Here is a 22,458-nt window from a genome sequence, read left to right as displayed (position 1 = left end):
AGAGGAGGGGGAAATGAAATTGAAAGCAAAAACAACGATGAATAAAAAAATGATTCTAGTAGCAGCATCTGCTCTGTTCTTAGTAGCGGGATGTTCGAATCAAGCGGCAGAGAGTACTCCGACAGAACAGACAGAGAGCGTAACACCGGTTCAGATTGAAATGTCTAAGCTAGGGACAGTCTCCTCTAGTGCAGGCTTTACAGCTAAATTAGCGCCTAGTCAGGATGTGCAGTTAAGTCCAAAATTGTCTGGGAAAATTACCTCCTTACCTGTTCGGTTAGGGCAATTTGTAAAACAGGGTGAAACTTTGTTTAGTATAGATGAACAAGATGTGATTAATTCGATCAAACAAGCAGAAGCGGCTTATCAGGTAGCGAAGGCGAATTTAAACCAAGCAGGCAATAGCTCCAGTCAAGGTCTTGAACAAGCAAAGAATGGGTTGAGCCAAGCCCAAACAGCCCTACAGGATGCAGAACGAAATCAACAGCGGATGCAAACGCTATTTAATCAAGGTGCAATTTCTCTACAACAATATGAGCAAGCAAATACACAGCTTGCCAATGCAAGAACAGCGGTTGCAAATGCGCAGGAAGGGCTGAAAGCTGCCACACAAATGTCAGCAGTAGGTGTATCTGAAGCTTCTGTTAAGCAAGCGGCCGTAAGCTTGGAAAATGCTCGGACACAACTGGGCAATGCAGTGGTAAAGGCTCCTTTCAGCGGGTACATTTCAAGTGTGAATGGATCGGTTGGACAGGTGGCTTCTCCGCAAAGCCCTGTTGTCACTTTAGTTAATACCAACCCGCTTGTTGTGAAGGCGAATTTCTCTGAACAAGATATTTCACAGGTGAAGGTGGGCGATGAGGTAAAAGTGAATATCACGGTATTGGGAAAAGAAATGACAGCTAAAGTAACGGCTGTCAGCCCGGTGATGGATCCACAGCTCAAAGCCTATCCCATCGAAATCTCAATCCCTAATCCAAACAACGAGCTGAAAGCGGATATGGTTGTGAACATGAATGTATTAGGGCAACAAGGAAAAGGACAGGAAAAGGTAGTTGTTCCTCGCAAGGCCGTGTTCGATCGCGACGGGAAGCAGTATGTTTACGTCGTAGAAGGCGAAATAGCAAAACAAGTCGCAGTAACCACAGGAGAAGCCTCTAGCGAATCCATCGAAATCCTGACAGGAATCAAGGCAGATCAACAGGTCGTAGTCAAAGGACAGACACTGTTGAAGGATGGAAGCAAGGTAACGATCCAAAAGTAAGAATAACTGAACAGATATAGACAAAAGCATCTCTCGAAAAAAGCTGTCACATTCTATTGTGCCAGCTTTTTTCATGGAAATAGAGGGATGTAATGCGGCTAGAATCAAGCTGCTAGCTCCTGATGAAGAGAAGGACGAGAACGTAATCACTTTGGAAGCGAACGCCCGAACTCCCCCTGAAGCCAAACACATTTCAAAAATCGTGTCACAAAAATCATATTGCAGGCATCCTTATATTTGACTGCACTTGGTAGCATGAACTTCCGAGAAGCTGTACATTTTAAAATACTAAACTAGGCGCAGTCCAACTGGAGTATGAAATAAGGCAGGTTGATCCGAAAATAATCCAGAGAGCGGCACAAGAGATCAAAGCTTTCACAGGCAAGACATTAAAGACGACAAAAGCGACACGCGTTAAATCAGAAGAGGAAAATGTATGGGTTATCGAGTGCATTGATGGGCCCGAAGGCATACTCTCTGCTACGTTAGAAGTACAAACAGGAAAACTATGGGGAATCAGGAATGAATATGAAATGACTCCTCAGATTGCACAGCTTGAACAATCATTTTTTTGAAAAACGTTTCTGCGAAGGATGCTCTAGATGCAGCTAAGCCCGTAGTGAAAAGATGCTTGGCATCGACTTGACGGGTTACTCAGTCAAACCCGATGCAGATATTGCGTACGTCTTTAGGTTTACCAAGCAAGGCTCAGCGACCATTGAAGGTCAAATTAATATGTAAAGAAGAAAATGTTTGATCTAAAGTGACTTCTCCATCAGGTAATAAGTAATAGGGCATACGGGGAAACAGAGTGGTAGCCTGTCTTGAGCTAGGGTTCTTTTCCATCTTTTTATAGCAGTGAGAATATAGGATTTTAATACAACTTTTTACGGATTGGAAAACCTCTTATTACTTGATAGAAATCATGTCAGGCAGGGTTTTTACCCTACATGTAAAGAAAGGAAACTAAATATCCTCATTTCTACAAAGAAACATTTGTAAATATGAGAATAATAACATATGCTGGAAATAGTTGTATGTTTTTGTTATATTTACTCAATATGAGGGAGGCTATTTTATGAAAAGAAAGATTCTTCCCCATCTTGTGCTTACTACAGCGATTCTAGGTTCACTTGTTATGGTTTCAGCTCCAAGTACTCATGCAGAAAAGAGTGTTGGAAAGATTCCTGATCAGATGTTAGCAGGGACAATAATTGAGTATGACGATTTTTACAACATGGTTGTGATTGAAAAGGGAGAAAAACTTACCTCAAATGAGAGAGTACAAGCGGTTCAAAAACAGGAACTCTCTAAAACAGAACTTATAAAATTGGCAGAAGAAGAAACTTTAGTTCAGAAAATTTTAGATGAAGCTAAAGAACTTCCAGTCTATCATATACAAAATCCAGCACCTCAGCCAGGAATGAGAGTCATTTACGATGGAGAGGGATTCATTAAAAAAATTGTTTATCCCTCCTCAATTAAGGAGGATGACGGGGTAGAAGCACTAGCTTACAAAGCTTTGCCTAGGGGAACGCGTAAAGCAGCTGGTACATATAAGTATGGTGCTAATAATAACACCATTGTAATTACTGGCTCATCATCTGGTAGTGTATTAGGTACAGGGAGAATTACAAATTTTACCGATACAACAGGTGAAAATGATAATAATTTAGTAAAAGGGGATTGTGCTACAAAAGGTGACATTGATAATCCAAAATATAATACCACAATCAATGCACGCAATACAGAAAATGACAAAGCAGCCACAGTAACTAAGAGGGACAATGGTGCATTACCAGATGCTGTGCTGGATATATGGAAAACGGGTGTTGAAGACTTTGGACTGAAATGGGACAAAAATCTTTCATTTAAAGGTAGATACTATTATGAGTTCTAATAAGTACAGGATAGGGTTTTTACCCTATCCTCTTTACATGTAAAGAAAGGAACGTGGGCATGAGTAGAAAGAGAGTTTGTTTAATGATAGTTACGATATTTACTCTTCTTCTTTCGGGATGTATGCAAAAAACCGTAAATCAAAAATCTGAAATAATGACAAGCCAAAATGAAAAAAAGCATAAACTTGGGGACTATTTATCAATTACTTACACCGAATATGTGAATGGGAAAGATACAACTAATGGAATGGTAATGCGGGTTATGAGCTATGATTTACAATCTAAGCTCATGACAAAGCTTGCAGATATTCCTTACACTTCACAATATCCATTATCTGTTGTGGCGCTGATGGATAATAAGATTTACTACTCAGCAGATGTACAAGATAAAGGAGATCAATTGTTCTCCTATGATCTACAGTCTAAAAAGACGGAACAGCTATCAAACGAATTATTTGCCATTAACTACATTGTGCCTACGACAAAAGAAGGACCTATTATTCTAGCCGCCGTGAAGAAAGGCGAGCGTGTCCTAAAAACGGTCTTGTATGATAAACAGAAGCATAAGTTAGAGTTCATGGATGATAAAGATCTCGATAGCAACACGTGGGCGGTTTCATACAATACAGAAGCAAATAAAACCTATCTTGCCCGTTTTTCAGAGAATGAAAGAGAGAAGCAGAGAAACATCTCTAATAAGCAACAAAAAGCCATGGTTCCCCCCGACTATACAATTGTTGAACTGAATAACGAGACGAAACAAGAACGCCCGATCATATCGCTGAAAAAGGAGCAAATCATTTCCTTGTCAAGTACTGGGAATCAGCTTTTTCTTATTACCTCTCCTAGTATCAATCGTCCACCTATCGAATATAGTCTGGTGGATAGTAAGACTGGTGAAAGAAGGAAGTTGGATCTCCCCATTTCGTCTAGAAGTGATGTCTATCTTTCCCATGACGCTAAGGGTATTTATTATCTGGGCAATACTTCAAAACAAGATTTTAACAAGGGGCGCGGGATTTATTATTACGATTTTGCTACTAAAAACATAGAACCTGTCTTTTTACAGGAGAATGGGTTTATTAATAATTTTATGCTAGTGTCTCGTGAAAGATAAAACGTAAGGCCGTCAGATCCTTCTGACGGTTTTTTATTATGGTAAAAGCTCCTTACAGTTCAGATAAAACCAATTCAATTCATCTGATCAAATCCAGGTAATGTAGGAAAACAGAATCAATAATCCATGATCTATCCGATTCTCCATTTCTGCTTACAAAGAGATGGCATATCAATCTGTTATGCTACATACATGTACCAAAAGAAACTGTAAGGATGTGCACAAACTCTCCAAAACATTTCAATAAGGAATCATTTTCAATCAAATGCTGATACAATAAGGGGAAACCAGAAGGGGGAAGGTTATGGCAACATGGGATTTATCGAAAACAAAGCACCATATCCTGCTATGTAATGGCGGTAGTTGCATGCGAAAAGGCGGCGAAGAAGTCACTGTGGCGATTCGTCAAGAAATAGCCAGGCTGCGAGCAGATGAACAGATTCATACAACCCGAACCAGATGTAATGGACGCTGTGAGGATGCCTGTGTCTTGATTGTGTATCCAGATGGAGTTTGGTATCAAAATGTTCAGCCTGAGGATGCGAAAGAGATTGTGGAGCATCTTGTCCAAGGACAGCATTATCAGGCTAAAATTAGCCATAGATACTCCGGCGACGGATTTGTTAGAAAGGAAACCGTAGCGCTTGGGGTAAAGAAATAAAGGAACAGCTACTCTCAGCAAAAAAAGATATTGCTAGAGAACATGTTCACAGTGCGTCATACTCGTGATTTAAGTCAGAACATTATTTTCATACCAACACAGAAATGAAAGAAACAGACTCCCCGATCGAGGGAGTCTGTTTTTTGTTTGATTCATGATCACTGTTACTAGGTGAAGATGCTGAAATAAAGGTTTCAGTCTAATTGCTCTTGGAAAAGCCGTATTTTAACAGTCGAAATCTTTTATCTTCCCTTAACGTGCAAGCTCGGAGGCAAAAATCTCGCTTGAATCCTTGACTGTGATGTTATGATGCGGGGTGCCTAACCCGTTCAATGTTTCGTTGTGGTGGTCAATAATAGAGATGGCGTTCAGGGTCGGGGTATTGGCTGTCGAATGGCAATCGCCAACCAAGGTTACCTCATAGCCGTGTGAGACTGCGCTTCGGCAAGCTGTATCAATACAAAACTGGGTTTGAAAGCCAACAATAATGAGATGCTCGATACCTCGATTTATAAGTTCCTGATGCAGTGCTGTTTCATAGAACGCGTCGCATGCTGTCTTTTTAATCACTATTTCACCCACAAGAGGTGCAACGTTAGGATGAATCTCAGTCATATGCGCTCCTTCCTCAAAAGGAGAGCCTACTGGACCAATATGCTGAATAAACAGAACAGGGATGTTGAGCTGACGAGCTTTTGCTTGTAATGAACTAATTTTGCCAACAATTTCTTCCCCATGATAAGAATGATAGGTAATGATGCTCTGGGTGTCTACAATAACCAGTGCTGTTTTATCAATCATATAGGTGATCATCCTTCCTTATTTTGGCTTATTTAAAGTATACAACAATTAAAAGTAGTGAAATACATCTATTGCGACAAAAAAAGGAAAACAAAGAGAAAGTGACAAAAAAGTCTGCTTTTACGTCAAACGATGAGAAGAGTGTAAAGGAAAAATAGCTGGAAGCTTTCCTTTTACAAGAATAAAGGATGGGAAAAGCTTATGACGACAATCATGATTATTGAAGATGACCCGAAAATTGCAGAATTGCTGCGAGAGCATATAGAGAGATATAAATACCGAGGGATTGTAATCCGAAATTTCGATCTCATTATGGAGAGCTTTTTAGAATGGAAGCCAGACTTGGTCTTGCTAGATATTAATTTGCCCAGCTTTGATGGCTACTACTGGTGTCGTCAGCTTCGTACGATCTCCACGTGCCCCATCGTGTTTATATCAGCTCGCAGTACAGAGATGGATCAGGTAATGGCACTTGAGTATGGTGCAGATGATTTCATTACCAAGCCCTTTCATTACGAGCTAGTAATAGCCAAAATTCGCAGTCAGCTACGAAGAGCCTATGGAGATTACGCCCCCAAGATGGAGGAGCGCATGGTCGAGCAAAAAGGCTTATGTCTTTATCCAGAGAGATTAGAAGTGAAATTGCAAGAAGAGAGCAGCTTATTGACGAAAAAGGAAGCGATTTTACTAGAGGCCTTGCTTACTGCTTATCCGCGTGTGTCAAGTCGGGCTAAGCTCTTAGACAAACTGTGGGACGATCAGGCATTTGTAGATGACAATACATTGAGTGTGAATATCACTCGCTTGCGAAAGAAGCTTGCTGAGTTAGGAATAGAAGACGCAATTGAGACGGTCAGGGGAGCCGGCTACCGATTACAGATCACGTGGAATCATGCAGGAGGTACAAGGTGAATGGACAGAGAGCACAACACGAGTACCTTTGAAGGGAATTCGAGGGCACGATCAGCTAGAAATAAGTTTTTTGAAATGAATTCATCCAGCAACAAGAAGCATGTACGGCTCTTTTTACGTGAGCATGTCCCGCTTATCTTATATTCCTACATCTTAATGCTGTTTTTCTTGCTTGTTTTTTGGTTCGATGGCTATGATCATGTGCTGACAGCCTTGTATGCTATTTTTTTAGGGACTTTTCTTTTACTGATATATCTTACGTACCGATATGTGAGCCATCGTGCTTTTTATGTGCGCCTATCCCAGCCGCTTGAAACTATGCATGAGTTCATGTCAGAATTTAACCACTCCCCGCTTCCAGAAGCTTTGGCAACCTTATTGGAGGCCCAATATAAAAGATATCAGGAGCAAATAAAGAGCTGGGAACGCCAGCATCAAGATCATATTACCTTTATGAATCAGTGGGTGCATCAGATGAAAACACCTTTATCCGTCATCGAATTAATTACGCAGAAGGAGGATGACGAGCGATTTGAAAGCATTGCGGAGGAGACAGATAAGTTGCGCAAAGGCTTGGAAATGGCGTTATATATTTCAAGGCTGGAGACATTTGAACAGGATTTTAGCGTGGATCATGTCCGTTTATTACCGATTGTAAATAAGGTTGTTCATGACAATAAGAGGTTTTTTATCCGAAATTACGTTTATCCTGACGTAAAAATAGAGTCGACATTAACAGCAGAAACGGATGCGAAATGGCTGGCCTTTATGCTGGATCAGTTGTTATCGAATGCAATTAAATATTCCGCCGGTACACATGAAAAAGTGACGGTTGCAGCTTTTACGCAGGGTGAGTCAGTTGTTTTGGAAGTACAGGATAGAGGAGTAGGCATACCGACAGCCGATCTTCCCCGCGTGTTTCGCGCCTTTTTTACCGGAGAAAATGGAAGGGAATTCAAGGAATCTACGGGAATGGGTCTGTATTTGGTCAAGGAAGTGGCAGAAAAGCTGAATCATTCGATCGAAATTCAGTCTGAGGAGGGAAAAGGAACGATCGTACAGATTATTTTTCCTTATGCTTCTCGTCGCTTCTAGCAGGGGGATGGATTATATGAAATCTTACAAATCTGTAAGCAAAATGAAAGAGTGTTTTATATGAACATTCTCCCCGGTTGATTACACTAAGATAACAGAAATGAAAGGAAAGGGGAGTATATATAATGGATATTGTAAAAGCTCGTGCACTTAGCAAAATTTATCAAGGAAAAATTTCTTATGAAGCTCTGTCCAATATTGATTTGACAATTAAAGAGGGGGAGTTTGTTGGAATCATGGGTCCGTCGGGAAGTGGTAAAACTACCCTGCTGAACATGATTTCTACCATTGATTCGCCTACATCAGGGGAAGTGCTGATTAACAATCAAAACCCGCATCTCCTGTCACCGGATCAATTGGCGCTATTTCGAAGACAAGAATTGGGATTTGTGTTTCAATCATTTAACCTTTTACACACGCTGACAGTTAAAGAAAATATTCTATTGCCGTTAACCCTTGATGGCACTAGCTTAGAGATCATGAATGAAAAAGTAGCCGCTATTGCTGACAGATTAGGCATTACTCCTATTTTAAATAAACGCACGTATGAGATTTCGGGTGGACAAGCCCAGCGTGCAGCGATTGCAAGGGCAATGATTCATAAACCGAAATTACTGCTTGCCGATGAGCCAACAGGCAATTTGGACTCGAAGGCAGCACGGGATGTCATGCAATTGTTATCATCCTACAACGCGGTAGATCAGACTACCATGATGTTAGTTACACATGATGCTTTCGCAGCTAGCTATTGCAATCGAGTTGTATTCATTAAAGATGGAAAGCTCTTTAATGAAGTATACTGTGGGGATAATCGTCAGGCATTTTATCAGAAAATCATGAATGTATTGTCGTTATTAGGGGGAGAAGCACATGACTTTTCAACAATACGCTCGTAATAATGTAATGCGCAATAAACGAGCCTATGCCGCCCATTTTTTAAGCTGTGCCTTCTCTGTGATGATGTTTTTCACCTATGCCCTGATTGCCTTTCATCCCCAATTACAAGGAGAATTGACAGGCTGGAGCTCAACAATGAATTCGCTTGGAAAAATGGCGATGCAATTGCCTCCCTATTTTATCTTCATCTTTTCTTTTTTCTTTGTGCTGTATTCTGTCAGTGCTTTTTTGCAAACTCGGAAAAAAGAATTTGGTATTTTGCTTATCCATGGGATGACAAACAAGCAGCTAAACAAGCTTGTTTTTATGGAGAATATGGTGATTGGCGTTCTTTCAATGGCGTCAGGAATATTGGTTGGTCTGGTATTTGCTAAGCTTGTACTGCTGATTAGTGCAGATATGCTAGCTATTGCAAAAGGACTACCCTTTTATTTACCGTATAAAGCCATTGGAATTACCTTACTGGCCTTTTTCGTCTTGTTTTTAGCGATTTCTTTCTTTACTTCCAAAACCATGAGAGTCAACAAACTGGTTGAGCTATTGCAAGCGGGTGAGAAACCGAAGCCGGAGCCTAAGGCTTCTATTTGGCTATCCATCCTTGCAGTTATTTTGATTGGAGCAGGCTATTTCTGCGTTTTCTGTTTTGCGCGGGGCATTTATTTGTTTTCGCTATTATTTAGCGGGGTGGCATTAGTTGTCGTTGGAACCTACTTTTTCTTTACCCAGTGCAGTGTATATACCATTCGTTTTTTACAGAAGAGAGACAGGTTATTTTTTAAAAGAACCAATATCCTCACGATGTCTGAGCTGGTCTACCGCATGCGAGATAATGCAAACATGTTTTTTATGGTAGCGGTTGTTTCAGCAGTAGCCTTTGTGGCAATCGGCACCTGCGCCGCTATGGGAAATCAGGGGCTGGCTAAAATAAAAAATCCATATGCATTTACCTATGTTTCCTATGCAAAAAACCCGCAGGAGAAGGAGCATGTTTCGCTAATTGGGAAAGAGCTAACAAAAGCGGGCTTCTCTTATCAGCAGGCTTATGCAGAATTATTCTGGACTGACAATAATATGATCATGTCCCTTACTCACTATAACCATTTAGCGCAGGCTCTTGGCTATCCGACAGAGACTTTACATGAAGGAGAATTTCTATGGATACCAGGGAAATATGCCCATGAGCGAGGAAGCAGTAAGCAGAATAGAGAAAATCAACTTCAGATTACACATGGAAATGTAAAGCTGGATTTATCAATGAAAAAAGTGGTTGATCATATGGTTATCCCGGAAAATTTCTCCGATGACTACTATGTGGCAGTAACAGATCAGGCCTACGAAAAAATCCTAGCTAGCCGCTTGGAAACCAATGCAGACTCGACCACAGAGGGGTTGCAAAAAGACAGCGACCAATCTAGTACGTTAGAGCAAGCCGAAGCCCGGAATATGCAAGAATCCTCTGAAGCTGAAACCGAATCTCATCCGATGAGAATCAATGTTTTTACGGTAGATAACTGGGAAAACACGGTAGACGTAGCAAATCATTTGAATGATACGTTTCTAAACTATGAATCACCGTATATGTTTTCAGCTTTAAGCCTGGAGTGGAAAGAGGCAAAGCAAGAAAATGGATTATTACTGATATCGAGCGTTATGATTGGCATTGTGTTCTTCACGTTTGCTTCTAGCTTTCTTTACTTCCGATTATATACAGACTTGGACAGAGAGCATGCCCAGTATCAGCTCATCGGAAAGCTAGGCTTAACTGGGAAAGAATTAAGAAAAACGGTTACAAGACAGTTGCTGATTATGTTCTTTTTACCTATCGTAATAGCGATTGTACACAGCGGGGTTGCATTTACCGCTCTGCAGCAATTGCTTCCCTATTCTGTTGTAGCAAGCTCTGTTATTGTTCTTGGTTGCTTTGTGGCTGCCCAGTTTCTGTATTTCTGGCTGATTCGTTGGCGGTATCTTAAATTGCTGCACAGAGGTATCGTTTAAAAAAAGGAAATTCAGGGGGCCATATTAGAAAGCATAGTTTCATTCATCAAATAATAGAGGATATAAAATATAAGGCATAGGGATGTAAGATTCCTTATGCCTTTTCCTATATGATGAAAAAACTAGATCGTCAAAATAGCTTTATGGCCTGCTAGGGTGGTATGTCAAATCATTTGGACTTTGCCCGCTTTTCCTTCATTCTTCGAAAAAGCTCCAGGCTTTCCTTTAGGTATTCAGCCTCTTCTGCTGTTAAAGAGTCTCCACCTGTGATAAAGGCAAGTCCTGTAGCATCTTCTGTTTCATCCGAGGACAAGTGAGGTTGTTCTTTTGTCTGTTTGTTGAGTAAATAGTCGGTAGAGGTTTGATATATTTCAGCTAATTCCTTAAGCGAAGTAGCATCCGGCTCATAGGTATTTGATTCCCATTTTGAGACAGTGGTGTTGTCGACGCCTAGTTTGTCTGCAATCTCTTTTTGGGTCCATTTATATTCTTTGCGTTTTTCCTTTAACCGTTCTCCAAGTGTCATTCTATCACCGCCTTGTCTACCTTATGATCCATACCTAGCTTGTTTACCTCTATTATATCTATTTAGTTGAGGTAATAGCAAGTTTCGGTTGACTTTTGAGTTTTGATCAACTAATATAAAGTTGAAAGTTGATTAATGCTCAAGTTTTGCGTATTCAATCAAATTGTTTCAGAAGACTCCCAGAGGAGGAAGATGAGAATGCGGTCTACAGAGATGAAACTAACACTGGACATGAAACAGGTAACAATTCCGGTCGGCAGGGAAGCTAGTATGGTTCTCATCGACCCTGTTCAAGGGAAGATTAAAATAGTGCCTCTGGTTCACCACGGTGAGACTGTAGTCAAATCTAGCCAAGGAAAGATAGCCAAAATAGCCTTCCAAGAAAATGAATTATTTTAACAACTGCATATTAGCCTGATACCGAGATGCGGGAGGGCGCTGGATATTTCCACGATGAGTGGGAGTTTCTAGCGTCCTTTTTTCATTTTGAAAAACAATCAAACCTGTATCGGCAGCTAATCAATTAAAAAGGAGGGAGAACATGAGCAAGCCCAATCAAAAACAAAAAAACCTACATCAAGCGGCGAAAGCATCAATAAGACAGAAAAAAACCAGAGCAATCTCAGAGTATGAATGGAGACGCTTGATGGGTGATACCACAAGCATTCAATTTCTGAAAGATAGAGCGGCAAGCAGACGGTGATTTTTTACACCAATCAAGCAGATAAGGCAATGAGCGTACAGCAGACAACGACGACTTTGCACCGGAATGGAATAAAAGCTTCACATGTAAAAAAGTACGTAAAAACAAGGGGGATACAAGCATGGCAAAAAGCATGAAAAAACTAATTACTTCCTATAAAGCAACCAAAAAACAGTTGAAGAACATGTTAGCTGAAATAGAGAATCCCAACCAAGAAGCTAGTGCTGGCGTTGGACATGGTACAGATCGGGAAGCATTGCGCAGTAGTCTGGCCGCAAGCATTCGCGACGTGGAGTATGCGATTAAATGGCTGGAAACAGGCAGACAACCTGATAATCAACGAGGTATTCAGAGACGATCAAAGGAACAGCGAGAGATTTTATTAGATCCTTTTAAAATGCAAAGCTATGTGAGTCCGGGAACAGGAGGATGCCGTGTCAATGTGAGCGATGCAGAACGGCAGCTAATAGATTTTTATCTTCAATTTGTTACTGAAAAAGAAAGAGAGTGCTATCTGATGGTACATGGGAGCGGCTTTACTCATGAGAAAGCTGCTGAAATGCTCTTCATATCTCGCGGAAATGTATCTACCTTGCTGGCCCGTGCCCAACAAAAAATTGAGTTTGCCAAGAATGTAACAGCTGTCCTTGCGATGGCTGTTTTCTTTTTAATCGTCGGAGGCGTCAAACCCCTTAAATAGGAACGTTTGTTTGCGTGGGGCAGAAGCCACCTATAAGTGTAAGGACCATTTAGCGAGGGGGTAACGGTTGAGCAAGGAGGTAGACACCAGAATGATCCTGCATCCAAGATTACTAGGGGCTGTCAAAGAACAATTGGCTAATGAAAGAAAGACATTTATACACAAGCAGCTAGCACCTGTAAAACGATCAGCAGAACAAAAGGTCAATCAGACTAGGAAGCAGGCAACAACATATGAGGGAAGATCACCTCCCATATCCACACAAAGCAATGAGCAAAAGCCTTGAAAGGAGGTGCAAATAGAGATGGACAGGGAGTTGTCCACGCTAATTGATTTGGTAGAGGAGGCATATCCCCAAATACCGATCATTTCCCAATTAGGAGAGTGGATGGAGGGGACGTTTCCATTACCATCCGCTTTTGTCATGACCCAAACGATCAGTGAAAAGGGAAATAGCCTGACCAGCTACAAAGTGATTTGTGAAGCAACTGTTATGCTTCACTATCCCTTGAAGCAAGAAAAGCATGTTCCGCTTTCGACAGGTGTCTTGCGAGATTTGTTACGAAAGCAACGTTATAGCTACCGAGGCAAAAATAAGCTCTTGCTTGATATCGACCCGAGTACTTTTTCTGTGAATACCGAAAAAAAGGAACGGGCCGAAATAACATTTCGCTATGAGTACCTTATGCCTGTAGAAAGAGAGCAGGTTAAGAAAATTGCTATCTTTGATGTGAAGGAGGATGGGCATGGCTAAATCAACAGGCCAAACCAATGAAGGTACAGTAAAAAAAACACTGCTAAAAAAGAACAAAGAGCGAGCAGAGTCACAGCCGCTCAACACTGCTGCTCAAAAGAACAAGCGCACTCGTCTGGAATGGATTGAGAGTGCACCGTTGTTACAAGCCGAACGGTTTGAAGTAGCAGGAGCGTTACATGCATTTACGGATCAGCAGGTAATGAATGAAGAACAAGTACGACAATACGTATCTACATTTCTAGGAGGTAAATAGTATGACAATCCAACGTGAACGACCAGGTGTAAACGTAGAATTAAAGGCGAAAGCACAGGAGCGAGTCCTGCCGAAAAGCGGTGTGGTACTAGTGCCGTATCTAGCTGAATGGGGAGCCCCTGATCAGGTCATTACAATGAAGGGTTATGAAGAGCGCGTAGCAGAAACCTTTGGCCAAATCGATATTTTGGAGTTGGCCGCAGAAGGAGGCGCTACTGTAGTTGGCTATCGTATGACGAACGGTAAGAGTGTTGCGGCCAGCTATTCACAGGAAGGTTCGCTTGCTATTCAAGCACGTTATCCAGGCTTAGTGGGTAATGAGCTACAAATTTCGATCAAGGATTCCACCGCAGAAATAGGTAAAAAGGAATTACAGGTCAAAGGTCCAGTAAAAACAGAAAAGTTCTCGTTTGCAAACATAGACGAGCTCGTAACGAAAGCAGAACAATCCATCTATATCAAGGTGAAAAAGCTGGGTGACAAAGCAGTAGAAGAAACAGCAATGACGGCACTCTCGGGTGGGACAAGCGGAATTGCTACTTTATCAGCTACTGACTTTACTACTCTATTTAACTCTATCTCAGGTGTTGATTTCGACGCGGTGTATTTACCGTCGGCTGATGCGGGAATCCAAGCAGCAGCGAAACAATTCATGGTCGATCGCGAGCTTTTTAGCAAAAAACGTAGCACGCTGGTAATCGGAGGTTTGCCAGAAAAAGATAGCAACATGAACGAACATGTGGAGCGTTCTGTCGCCCACAACTCTCGACGTGTCGTAAACTGCGCTATTGCAGGCCAGCATGTAAACGGCAAGACCTATTCAAGCTTAGAATGGGCGGCATGGCTAGCAGGCATGATCGCTGCTACGCCAGCTCATATCTCTCTAAGTGCACAGCTAGTTCCGATGAAAAAGGCGGCAAAGGATTGGGGACACACTGAAATTCAAAACGCCCTTAACTCTGGTACATTGATTGCCGTTCGTGACGGAGACGTGTACCTGATTGAAAGTGCGGTCAACACCTTAACGACATTAAAAGCAGCAGAACGTGAGGATTTTGGCAAAATTCGCGTCTCTATGACACTTGACCAAATTGTTAATGACATTACCTCTGTTGGCAAAAAGTATAAAGGCAAACTGGACAATAACGATATTGGCGGTGCGACGTTCGTTGGAGCGGTTAAGACCTATCTCGAAGTGCGTGAAGCGCAAGGCGCTATTGATAAAGGCTGGATTTTTGAAGATAAGAAAAATGGAATTGGTGACAAACGCGGGTTCCGCTTAGCCGCCAAGCCACTTGATGCTATTGAGCTTTTCGATATTGAATGGGAGGTGCTGTAAGCATGCGTCAAAGCGATATTAAATTAAAAAATTGTCAGGTATATGATGAAAACGGTGATCCAATCTACGGTACATTGGAAGGAAAGGCTGTCTTAAAAACAGAGTATGGCGATGTAAAACGTCTGCAAAAGGGCTCGGTGCAAACGATTGACTCTTGGCATGTGGAGGTTACTTTAAAGGTATCATCTGTTAACGCTCTGCTCAAATATTTTTGCGTGGATCAAATTACGGAGGGCAAAACTCCTGTAATTCCACAGCTTTTGGGCGAAATGGTCGATAAGGAAAACGGCAATACAGAACGCGTTCGCTTAACCGATATCTATCTAAACCCGGAAGAAATCACATTATGGGAAGCAAAGGCAGATGGAAACGATAACGCGACTTACGAAATTAAAGGCCGCAGTAACAAGAAGCCTGATTATCTTGATAAATTGCCGGAATATACAGAAGAATAGGAGGCCTTTTCATGGGGAAATTAGAAAAATTCTTAGCGCAAGCAAATGAAACAACACCGCGTCATGAGATAGAAGTCAGCATTGATGGCGAGGTATGGAAGGTACGTCAGCTAACCTTAATGGAAAGTCGGATTTGTGAGCGTGAGGCTGATAAAGGTGAAAAATTCGACTGGTATCGCTACAATGATGCTCGCATTGTGAAGGCGACTGAGCACGATTTTAATTGGAATGATCCAGAGCTAAAGAAAGCCTACAAAGCAGGGGACAAATTTGAGCTTCCCGGCAAATTATTTGATCGCAACCCAGACGCATATGCACTCCTTTTAGAAACCGTGCGCAAAGCAAATCAAGGACGGACAGAAGAAGAAGCGATTGAAGAAGCAAAAAACTAATTCAAACCGACGCGGAGGCTTGGCATGTAGCGAAGGCTTATCTGCATGGCAGAGGCCTCCCGGCGGAAATCGTAGAGTATGAAGTAGATCGCTATAAGCAAAAATTATTTATTATCGCATGTCAGATCATTGAATTAGAGGCGGAGGAGAAATGATATCCTCCGCCGTTTTTTTGCAAAAAAAAGATGTAGCATGAACGGAGGTGAATGCAATGGGCAACGATATGGTTGTTGAGCTGCTTTCTGTCCAGAAAGAGATGTTTAAGATAAGGCAGGGCATGCTGGAATGGAAAAGAGATTCGGCTTCATTGCAAGCAGCTCTGGGACAACTGGGACGCGGATTTTTACAAGAAGCTGACAGGATGGAACGGCGCATTAAAGAAGTGCGTTCTCAATTACAGCTGCTGGGAACCTCCGTCCAAGCCAAGCTTCGTGTAGAAATAGACGATCAGGCGACTCAAAAAATTTCGCAGATGCGCAGTCAGTTAAGTCAATCCGTAGTCGTGAGTGGCGGAGGAGGTGACGGCGGCTCTGCTAACCCCTTTGTTGATCCCTTAGGGCAGGCGATGAGCTGGCACAATAACTCAATCCCTGAATCTCAAGCTGCGGCAAAAGAACGCGGATTATTTATTGCCAAAGGAAAAACGGATGCCGAGGTCCAAGATTTAGATCGTAGTGTTGAGAAAATCATCCAAATCAACCCGGAACTAAGCAAGACAGAAGCTATAAACATCTATAACAAAAGTGACGATGTAAATGCAAAGGATAAGGCTGCATTTGCCGAATATGCTGCCAAATTAAGTATGACTACAGGGTTTTCTGCTGACCAGAGCTTAAAAATGATGGCTCTATTACGCGACAGCACAGGAGTTACTGATCCTGAGCGACTGGCAAATTCTCTTCAATATATGAGTAACAATATGAAGGATTTTAGCGATGATTTTGTACCCTCTATGATCAAATATACCTCCCAGCTAGGGATGGTAATGGATACACCAGAGAAAATGGCGATGATGGTCGGCGAAATTGGCAACATGGGTATTCCATCAAATGACATGCCGCTAGGCGCGTTAAAAGATATTGCCTTAAAAATGTCTTCTCAGGGCGAGCTGAGTAAAGTATTACAAAAAGGCTATGAGGCGGACGGGAAAAGACCTGAGGAAGCCAAACGGTTAGCTGACATAGAGGCCATTCAAGTAACCCAGCTCTTGCATTCAGATAATAAAAGCGATAATCAGCAGGCGATGGGACGTATTTTTATGAATCTTGCTTCTATTAAAGATGATAATGTACGTCAAGAGATGCTAAATGCAGTAGGCTCAGGCTCTGGCAAGGAGCTATTGCAGCATCTAGTGCCGCTGATGGAGAAAACGGGTAAAATTTCTGCTGGCGAAGTGGAAAATAAAGTGGCTAATAACGAAGCAAATAAATCCTATAAGGCTGCAATTGACCAAAATCCTTGGTTTGAATATATGCAAGCCCAAAGTGAAGCCAAGGCAGCCATGGTGGACTTAACAGCTACAGTAGCCAAGGATTTAACACCGGTCATAAAAATGTTAGCTGGTGCATTGACCCTCTGTATCAAAACTTTTAATGAATTACCAGAGTTGGCTAGATATACCATAGAGGCGATAGGTATCATTGCTCTTGCGAAAATGGCAAGAGGCAAGAAGAAAGATGATAAAAAACAAAAAAATAAGAAACAACCTACTACTAAACAAGATAAATGCTGCTGCACATACGGTAGTGATACAGGTGGGGAAAAAAGAGAGAAGCGTAAGGGCTCGAAGAAAAAAAGAGGAGGCAAAAAGGGGAAAAGTAAGTTAGGCCCTTCAAAATTCGGCGGTAAAAACACGGGAGGACCCGGCAAATCAACCAAAAATAATCCAAGTAGCCCAAGTAATAAGAAAAAAACTACGAAACCAAAAGCTAAACCCAAACCAGCCAAGCCACTTACTCCTAAATCTAAACCTCCTACTACAGTCCCCAAGAAAGCTGGCAAGCCCACTAGCGGATTCGGCAAATTAAAGGACATTGGCGGTAAAGCTTTTGAAGGGATAAAAAGCTTTGGCGGAGCCGCGTGGGACGGATTAAAAAATCTGGGCGGCAAAGGCTTTGGTGGAGTTAAATCCATTGGAAAAGGCCTTTTGAAAAAAATTCCTTTTGTAGGAGAAGCAATGGGCCTCGCCTCATTGGTTACCTCTGACAACAAACCGATGGAGCTATTAAAGCTTGGTGGAAGTGCCGGGATGAAAGCTGCAGGTACTATGATTGGTGCTACAGTTGGCTCGATTGTGCCAGGATTAGGCACAGCGGTTGGCGGAGCAGTTGGCGGATTTTTAGGTTCGGTTGGCGGAGACTTCCTCATGGAAAAATTGCCTGATTGGTTCGGATGGGGCAAAGAAAAGCCAGAGACACCACCCGCACCAGTACCACCCGCACAACCACCGACTACAGCTAGTAGCCCTAGTCAAATCAAGCCTGCGAGCAATAAGCCACAAGATACGTTAACGACGACACCAGCACCGCAAGTAACGCCGGCAGCTACTAATGCCGCAAATAAGAAGGATACAGCTCAAAATCTATCGGTAACGGTCTCTTCCATGCCTATCACGCTACATGCAGATGGTGTGCTTCAGGATGTGGTAGGCATGATTCGATTATTGAAGGACCCTACTGTTACGAATGAAATAAAACGTATCATCGAGACTGCTTTCGTCAATGCATTAGAGACTAGAGGTGGAAAAGCATGATTCGTATGCAGGGAAAATATCGGCTGACGTTTCCCGTAACCCCGGCAGAGGTGCAAATAAAAGGCTACGGAAATGATGCAGAAACATCTACCAGTATTTCGCTTGTTACCAAAAACAGACTATCTGCTAATCGAGCGAAATCAATCTCCTTTGAATTTTGGCTTCCAGGCGATATAGAATCTCCTTTAATCGAGGTGAAAGGCTATCAGGGACCGCGTGAATGGTTAGCCGGTCTGGATCGAATCTCAGGGAAAGAGGTTCTGCTCACAATTGACGAGTTAAATTTAGCATGGAACGTCTTAATCGGCCCTGTGGATGGGACGTTTAAAGGAATGAATGTAGATTATTACGGGTCGATTGAATTACCGATTTTTATTAAAGATGAGTTCGTAGAGTGGTCTAGCAATAAGGAGCTTCTACAGCCGCCTGTGATCATGGCTAAGCAACAAAAGGCTCGTGCCAATACGACAGGAAAAACCGCAAAGAAACAGCAATCATCCCCATATCTTTTAACACCAGCCAAAAATATGATTCATCAGGATAGAGAGATGCGTAGCAAACAGCTTACTCGTATCCAAAAGAAAAATGCTGAATATAAAAGCAAAGCCTAGGAGGGAGCGGCTATGCGTGTGATTTATGGAAAAGATGCTACCCGACTTGATGTAACACCTGCCGTGACGGATATTTCTTGGTCCTCATCCAGAGGACAGGTTGCCCAGGTGTGTCAGATTCAGCTACGTAATCCCCCTGTATTAGCTGCTGCTGGCTATCTCATGATGTTTCCCAATGACCCCAAGGAAAGCGAGCAGCTTTTTCACGGTCCCTTAGTGGAATGGAATCGGGACGAAAAAACGAAGGAGCTGAGCGGAACTGCTTACGAGCTGTCATGGTATTTACAAAAAAATGATTGCGAAAGGCCCTATTTGAAAGGAGATGCAGGGAAGGAGCTGGAGAGGATCATCCAGGGGGCAGGCATTTCGTTTCAATGCCCAGCCTTTGGATTTACGGTAAAGGAACGGCTCCCTTCCCAACCGTATACCTCGTTGTTTACAGATATAGCAGAGAGAGCCTTTGAACGGACAGGACTTCGCTATTTTATCCAGCACCGACGGGATAAGCTGATTGTGCTAGCAGAGGGAAACAATCCTTATGTCCCTGTGTTTCAGGCTACTATGCTGGAGGCTAGCTCTGTCGGTGAAAGCTTGGAGGAGGTGTATACGGCTGTAACGGTAGAACGCTATGAGGGAGATCGGGCGGCAGGCAGAGTCACGAGGGAACATCATGATTTAATGAAAAAGATCGGACGGATGCAAAAAATCATTGATGCAGGCGAGGAGAAGAATCTCGCCTCTTTGGCGTCCAAACAGCTTGCTGCGTTAGCTAAAATACCGCGAACACGCTCCATAACCGTTCGTCACACAAATTCACTCATTGCTAGATTGCGGGCAGGCTGGCTGGTGAAAATTCAGGAGATAAACGGTCAACAGAGCAGTTGGATCGTGACCTCCTGCAATACACGGTGGAAAAACAGGGAATTTGTGATGGACTTACAATTGGAATGGAGAGGATAGGATGCAACAAGCGATTAATAGATTGTTTACCCAAGCAAGAAGTGGCATTAGTGATACGCAGATCGAATTTGGCACGCTACAAAATTATGCCCCAGTGGTCATTAAGCTAGATCAGGACCCCGCGCCCCTAAAAGAGGTGGAGGAAGATCTAGTATTTTTTAAAAATGAGCAATTCACAGAGCCTCAACTAGGAGCGACCTATGCTCTAATGAGGTGTTCTACGGGACAATATCTGGTGCTGGGTGAGGTGAAATAAATGTTTCCTGCTTTAGAAAGTAATCGGGAGCTAACAGATGCTCCTTCCCCGATACCCTGGACATATAAATTGGACTGGACTACGTTTCAATTTATCAAAGCAACAGATGGCCGACATGTAAAGACCAGTAATTATGCTGAGTATTTGGAAGAGATTGCGAAAAAAATCCTGCATACCAAGCGATTTCAATATGCGATCTACAGTGATCGGATTGGGGTAGATTTTTTTGAGCATATTGGAAAGCTCCCTAAGCATGTACCTTTAGCCTTGATTAAGCGGGATGTGGAGGATGCGCTGGAGGCTCATTCAGAGGTTGGGCGAGCAGAGGTTATGGATATTCGATATCAGGAGAATCAAATAGGTCTGAGACTAGAAATTGAAGGGGTACGGGGAAAGACTAAGGTGGTGGTTGATATATGGAAACGATAGAGAAACCGAAAATGCCTATTCTTCAAGAAAGCCCAGATCATATTTATCAGCGAATAGCCAATCGTGCAATTGACTATGCAAGAGAAAATGGACAATCTCCTCCTGCTACGGAAGAAGGAGAGATTTTTTATGATTTTTGGTATCCGTTAGCAAAAGAAATTTCGGAACAACAACAATTATCTCAATATAGTCTTTTACAGGCATTTGTGGTTTGGAGTGATGGAGAGTTTCTAGATGCACATGGATATGCAGAAGGAGTAGACCGTAAAGAGGGGGAGGAAACAGAAGCTTATCGGCAACGAATTCTCCAAAAAAAAAGAACCGAGGAGGGAAGTGGACGCGCAGAGGACTATATAAGATGGGCTTTAGAAATAGAGGGAGTTGGTGGCGCAGTTGCCATTGAACACGAGCGTCATGATGTATCGATTGATTTATATCTGACTGATTTGCAGGGTCAGCCTGTTACATTAGAGTTTGCTTCTTTCATACAGAATCAGCTTGAGACAAAGCGTATTGCAGGTCATGATCTGAAATGTTTTCCTGCTGAAATTTTCAACCTTAATGTTAGGGTAAAGCTCCAATTAGCTGATGAATCGAAGAAATCGGAGACAGCTTCACTTATTACAAGTCGAATTCAAGAATATATAAAGGGCAGCACTTGCATTGTTTATCATTTGCTAGGTGCACTATTTTGGGTTGACGGCGTAAAGGACTATTCAAACTATACCCTAAATGACGGAAGAGAAAATCTGAGTAAACCTATAAAGGCTGTTCCGTGTGTTAATTTGGTGGTTGAACTATGATCCCTTTTCGATATCGCCGGCAATTACCGCCCTATTGGTATGATAACGAAGTAGCTAGGCTCCACTTGATGTCAACTGAAGAAGAGATTTTGTTTCAAACAAAGAAAATAAATGAGCTGGGAAATCAGTATCTTTTGCCTTATGCTACTACCTTTGGATTAGATATATGGGATTGGATATATTTTGGAGGCAAACGGAACGGTACAATAGAAGAAAGAAGAGAAGAGATACGTAAAAAGAATGTAGCAAAAGCCAGTTTTACATTAGATACATTATACTTATTAGGCAGAATGGCAGGAGATCTAAAGAAAGTTACAGAGGATTTCACTAATAAGGAAATCATATTTGAATTCTCGAGTTATCAATCAATAAATTTAATGCAGCTAGCAGTTGATTTTGAAAAAATACAACCTGTCCACGTTCTGAAAGAGAAAATTATTGCAAGTAGTCATGGAGGAATTATCTTTACATCAGGTCCGCCAAAGTTCTATGAAACACAAAAAAGGGATTGTGGTGCTTTTTTCAGCGGAGGAGAGAATGATTTATGCTAACTGACCATCTATTTGAAGTGCAAGCAAATGTCCTAGAATCTGCTTTTAATTCGGCAGAGATAGAACTAAATGATAAAATCGTTCCCGTTAGTTTGTTGAAAATACGACAAAGTGTTAATAAGGTTATTTTTTTGATTCGTCTCTCAGCTTCCATGACAGGAATAGTAACGAAATGTATTGTGAAAGATGTCAATGGACAGGCAGTTTGGGAAGGTCACTTGCAAATGGAGAAGCCTAACCGTGAAATAACTTTGAGCATACCGATTGAACTGCAATGGAAGGCAGGTGAATGATATTGGCGTATGAAAAACAACTGCATGTTAAC

Annotated in this window: 27 protein-coding genes; 25 read left to right on the top strand and 2 right to left on the bottom strand. The window is 42.1% G+C overall.

Annotation, left to right across the window (positions count from 1 at the left end; all coding sequences use genetic code 11):
- Nucleotides 1-13: 13 nt before the first annotated feature.
- The 4 genes from QZ995_RS21735 to QZ995_RS21720 all read left to right on the top strand — a co-directional run bounded on the left by QZ995_RS21735 (nt 14) and on the right by QZ995_RS21720 (nt 4,943).
- Nucleotides 14-1,264 carry an efflux RND transporter periplasmic adaptor subunit gene (locus QZ995_RS21735; RefSeq protein ID WP_301811727.1) on the top strand — a complete coding sequence of 417 codons (1,251 nt, stop codon included), beginning with the start codon at nt 14-16 and terminating at the stop codon, nt 1,262-1,264.
- A gap of 1,078 nt (nt 1,265-2,342) precedes the next feature.
- Nucleotides 2,343-3,164, top strand: a complete 822-nt coding sequence (locus QZ995_RS21730) for a hypothetical protein (RefSeq protein ID WP_301811723.1) — start codon at nt 2,343-2,345, stop codon at nt 3,162-3,164.
- Nucleotides 3,165-3,286: 122 nt separating this feature from the next.
- A complete protein-coding gene (locus QZ995_RS21725; protein ID WP_301811720.1) occupies nt 3,287-4,282 on the top strand; it encodes a hypothetical protein in 996 nt (331 codons plus the stop codon).
- A 304-nt stretch (nt 4,283-4,586) separates the two neighbouring features.
- Nucleotides 4,587-4,943, top strand: a complete 357-nt coding sequence (locus QZ995_RS21720) for a (2Fe-2S) ferredoxin domain-containing protein (RefSeq protein ID WP_301811719.1) — start codon at nt 4,587-4,589, stop codon at nt 4,941-4,943.
- Nucleotides 4,944-5,195: 252 nt separating this feature from the next.
- Here QZ995_RS21720 and QZ995_RS21715 read toward each other — a convergent pair whose 3' ends face one another.
- Entirely contained in the window at nt 5,196-5,744 is a 549-nt protein-coding gene (locus QZ995_RS21715; protein ID WP_301811717.1) for a cysteine hydrolase family protein, read from the bottom strand.
- 201 nt (nt 5,745-5,945) lie between these two features.
- Between QZ995_RS21715 and QZ995_RS21710 the strand changes: the two genes are divergently transcribed.
- From QZ995_RS21710 to QZ995_RS21695, 4 genes are all read left to right on the top strand, one after another.
- Nucleotides 5,946-6,656, top strand: a complete 711-nt coding sequence (locus tag QZ995_RS21710) for a response regulator transcription factor (RefSeq protein WP_301811716.1) — start codon at nt 5,946-5,948, stop codon at nt 6,654-6,656.
- A gap of 156 nt (nt 6,657-6,812) precedes the next feature.
- Nucleotides 6,813-7,751 carry a sensor histidine kinase gene (locus QZ995_RS21705; RefSeq protein ID WP_301811761.1) on the top strand — a complete coding sequence of 313 codons (939 nt, stop codon included), beginning with the start codon at nt 6,813-6,815 and terminating at the stop codon, nt 7,749-7,751.
- Between the two features lie 125 nt (nt 7,752-7,876).
- A complete protein-coding gene (locus QZ995_RS21700) occupies nt 7,877-8,647 on the top strand; it encodes an ABC transporter ATP-binding protein (RefSeq protein ID WP_301811713.1) in 771 nt (256 codons plus the stop codon).
- A complete protein-coding gene (locus QZ995_RS21695; protein ID WP_301811711.1) occupies nt 8,622-10,646 on the top strand; it encodes an ABC transporter permease in 2,025 nt (674 codons plus the stop codon). Before QZ995_RS21700 ends, QZ995_RS21695 begins: the two co-directional genes overlap by 26 nt.
- A 169-nt stretch (nt 10,647-10,815) precedes the next feature.
- Here the strand turns inward: QZ995_RS21695 and QZ995_RS21690 are convergent, their stop codons facing one another.
- Nucleotides 10,816-11,172 (bottom strand): helix-turn-helix domain-containing protein, encoded by a 357-nt coding sequence (locus QZ995_RS21690; RefSeq protein WP_301811709.1) that lies wholly within the window; start codon nt 11,170-11,172, stop codon nt 10,816-10,818.
- Between the two features lie 198 nt (nt 11,173-11,370).
- Here QZ995_RS21690 and QZ995_RS21685 point away from each other — a divergent pair, with 198 nt between their 5' ends.
- The 17 genes from QZ995_RS21685 to QZ995_RS21605 all read left to right on the top strand — a co-directional run bounded on the left by QZ995_RS21685 (nt 11,371) and on the right by QZ995_RS21605 (nt 22,426).
- Nucleotides 11,371-11,571, top strand: coding sequence for an XtrA/YqaO family protein (locus QZ995_RS21685; protein WP_301811707.1), 201 nt, complete (start codon nt 11,371-11,373; stop codon nt 11,569-11,571).
- A gap of 142 nt (nt 11,572-11,713) precedes the next feature.
- Nucleotides 11,714-11,875, top strand: a complete 162-nt coding sequence (locus QZ995_RS21680; protein WP_301811704.1) for a hypothetical protein — start codon at nt 11,714-11,716, stop codon at nt 11,873-11,875.
- Nucleotides 11,876-11,996: 121 nt separating this feature from the next.
- Entirely contained in the window at nt 11,997-12,575 is a 579-nt protein-coding gene (locus QZ995_RS21675; RefSeq protein ID WP_301811701.1) for a sigma factor-like helix-turn-helix DNA-binding protein, read from the top strand.
- Nucleotides 12,576-12,642: 67 nt separating this feature from the next.
- A complete protein-coding gene (locus QZ995_RS21670) occupies nt 12,643-12,861 on the top strand; it encodes a hypothetical protein (RefSeq protein ID WP_301811699.1) in 219 nt (72 codons plus the stop codon).
- A gap of 18 nt (nt 12,862-12,879) precedes the next feature.
- Nucleotides 12,880-13,329: a hypothetical protein gene (locus QZ995_RS21665; RefSeq protein WP_301811697.1), complete on the top strand. Its 450-nt coding sequence runs from the start codon at nt 12,880-12,882 to the stop codon at nt 13,327-13,329.
- Nucleotides 13,322-13,585 carry a hypothetical protein gene (locus QZ995_RS21660; protein ID WP_301811695.1) on the top strand — a complete coding sequence of 88 codons (264 nt, stop codon included), beginning with the start codon at nt 13,322-13,324 and terminating at the stop codon, nt 13,583-13,585. Before QZ995_RS21665 ends, QZ995_RS21660 begins: the two co-directional genes overlap by 8 nt.
- Nucleotide 13,586: 1 nt before the next feature.
- A complete protein-coding gene (locus QZ995_RS21655; RefSeq protein WP_301811693.1) occupies nt 13,587-14,924 on the top strand; it encodes a phage tail sheath subtilisin-like domain-containing protein in 1,338 nt (445 codons plus the stop codon).
- A 2-nt stretch (nt 14,925-14,926) separates the two neighbouring features.
- Nucleotides 14,927-15,379, top strand: a complete 453-nt coding sequence (locus tag QZ995_RS21650; RefSeq protein WP_031412178.1) for a hypothetical protein — start codon at nt 14,927-14,929, stop codon at nt 15,377-15,379.
- Between the two features lie 11 nt (nt 15,380-15,390).
- Nucleotides 15,391-15,771 carry a hypothetical protein gene (locus tag QZ995_RS21645; protein ID WP_301811690.1) on the top strand — a complete coding sequence of 127 codons (381 nt, stop codon included), beginning with the start codon at nt 15,391-15,393 and terminating at the stop codon, nt 15,769-15,771.
- A gap of 211 nt (nt 15,772-15,982) precedes the next feature.
- Nucleotides 15,983-18,523: a hypothetical protein gene (locus tag QZ995_RS21640; protein WP_301811689.1), complete on the top strand. Its 2,541-nt coding sequence runs from the start codon at nt 15,983-15,985 to the stop codon at nt 18,521-18,523.
- Nucleotides 18,520-19,134, top strand: a complete 615-nt coding sequence (locus tag QZ995_RS21635) for a hypothetical protein (protein ID WP_301811688.1) — start codon at nt 18,520-18,522, stop codon at nt 19,132-19,134. Before QZ995_RS21640 ends, QZ995_RS21635 begins: the two co-directional genes overlap by 4 nt.
- 12 nt (nt 19,135-19,146) lie before the next feature.
- On the top strand, nt 19,147-20,094 hold the full coding sequence (locus QZ995_RS21630) for an XkdQ/YqbQ family protein (protein WP_301811685.1): 948 nt from the start codon (nt 19,147-19,149) through the stop codon (nt 20,092-20,094).
- 1 nt (nt 20,095) lies between these two features.
- Nucleotides 20,096-20,350 carry a hypothetical protein gene (locus tag QZ995_RS21625; RefSeq protein ID WP_301811683.1) on the top strand — a complete coding sequence of 85 codons (255 nt, stop codon included), beginning with the start codon at nt 20,096-20,098 and terminating at the stop codon, nt 20,348-20,350.
- The gene (locus QZ995_RS21620) at nt 20,351-20,779 is read left to right on the top strand and encodes a DUF2634 domain-containing protein (protein WP_301811681.1); all 429 of its coding nucleotides are present in this window, start codon (nt 20,351-20,353) and stop codon (nt 20,777-20,779) included. It begins immediately after the preceding gene.
- On the top strand, nt 20,767-21,582 hold the full coding sequence (locus QZ995_RS21615) for a baseplate J/gp47 family protein (RefSeq protein ID WP_301811679.1): 816 nt from the start codon (nt 20,767-20,769) through the stop codon (nt 21,580-21,582). The genes QZ995_RS21620 and QZ995_RS21615 overlap by 13 nt, the downstream gene beginning before the upstream one ends.
- Before the next feature lie 68 nt (nt 21,583-21,650).
- Nucleotides 21,651-22,133, top strand: a complete 483-nt coding sequence (locus QZ995_RS21610) for a hypothetical protein (RefSeq protein WP_301811676.1) — start codon at nt 21,651-21,653, stop codon at nt 22,131-22,133.
- Nucleotides 22,127-22,426 carry a hypothetical protein gene (locus QZ995_RS21605; RefSeq protein WP_258426145.1) on the top strand — a complete coding sequence of 100 codons (300 nt, stop codon included), beginning with the start codon at nt 22,127-22,129 and terminating at the stop codon, nt 22,424-22,426. The genes QZ995_RS21610 and QZ995_RS21605 overlap by 7 nt, the downstream gene beginning before the upstream one ends.
- The last annotated feature ends 32 nt before the right edge of the window (nt 22,427-22,458 follow it).

The sequence above is a fragment of the Brevibacillus laterosporus genome (genome assembly GCF_030489605.1).
Lineage (GTDB): Bacteria > Bacillota > Bacilli > Brevibacillales > Brevibacillaceae > Brevibacillus_B > Brevibacillus_B laterosporus_E.
Note: the sequence above shows the minus strand (reverse complement) of the source record. Positions and strands in the feature narration are given on the sequence as shown.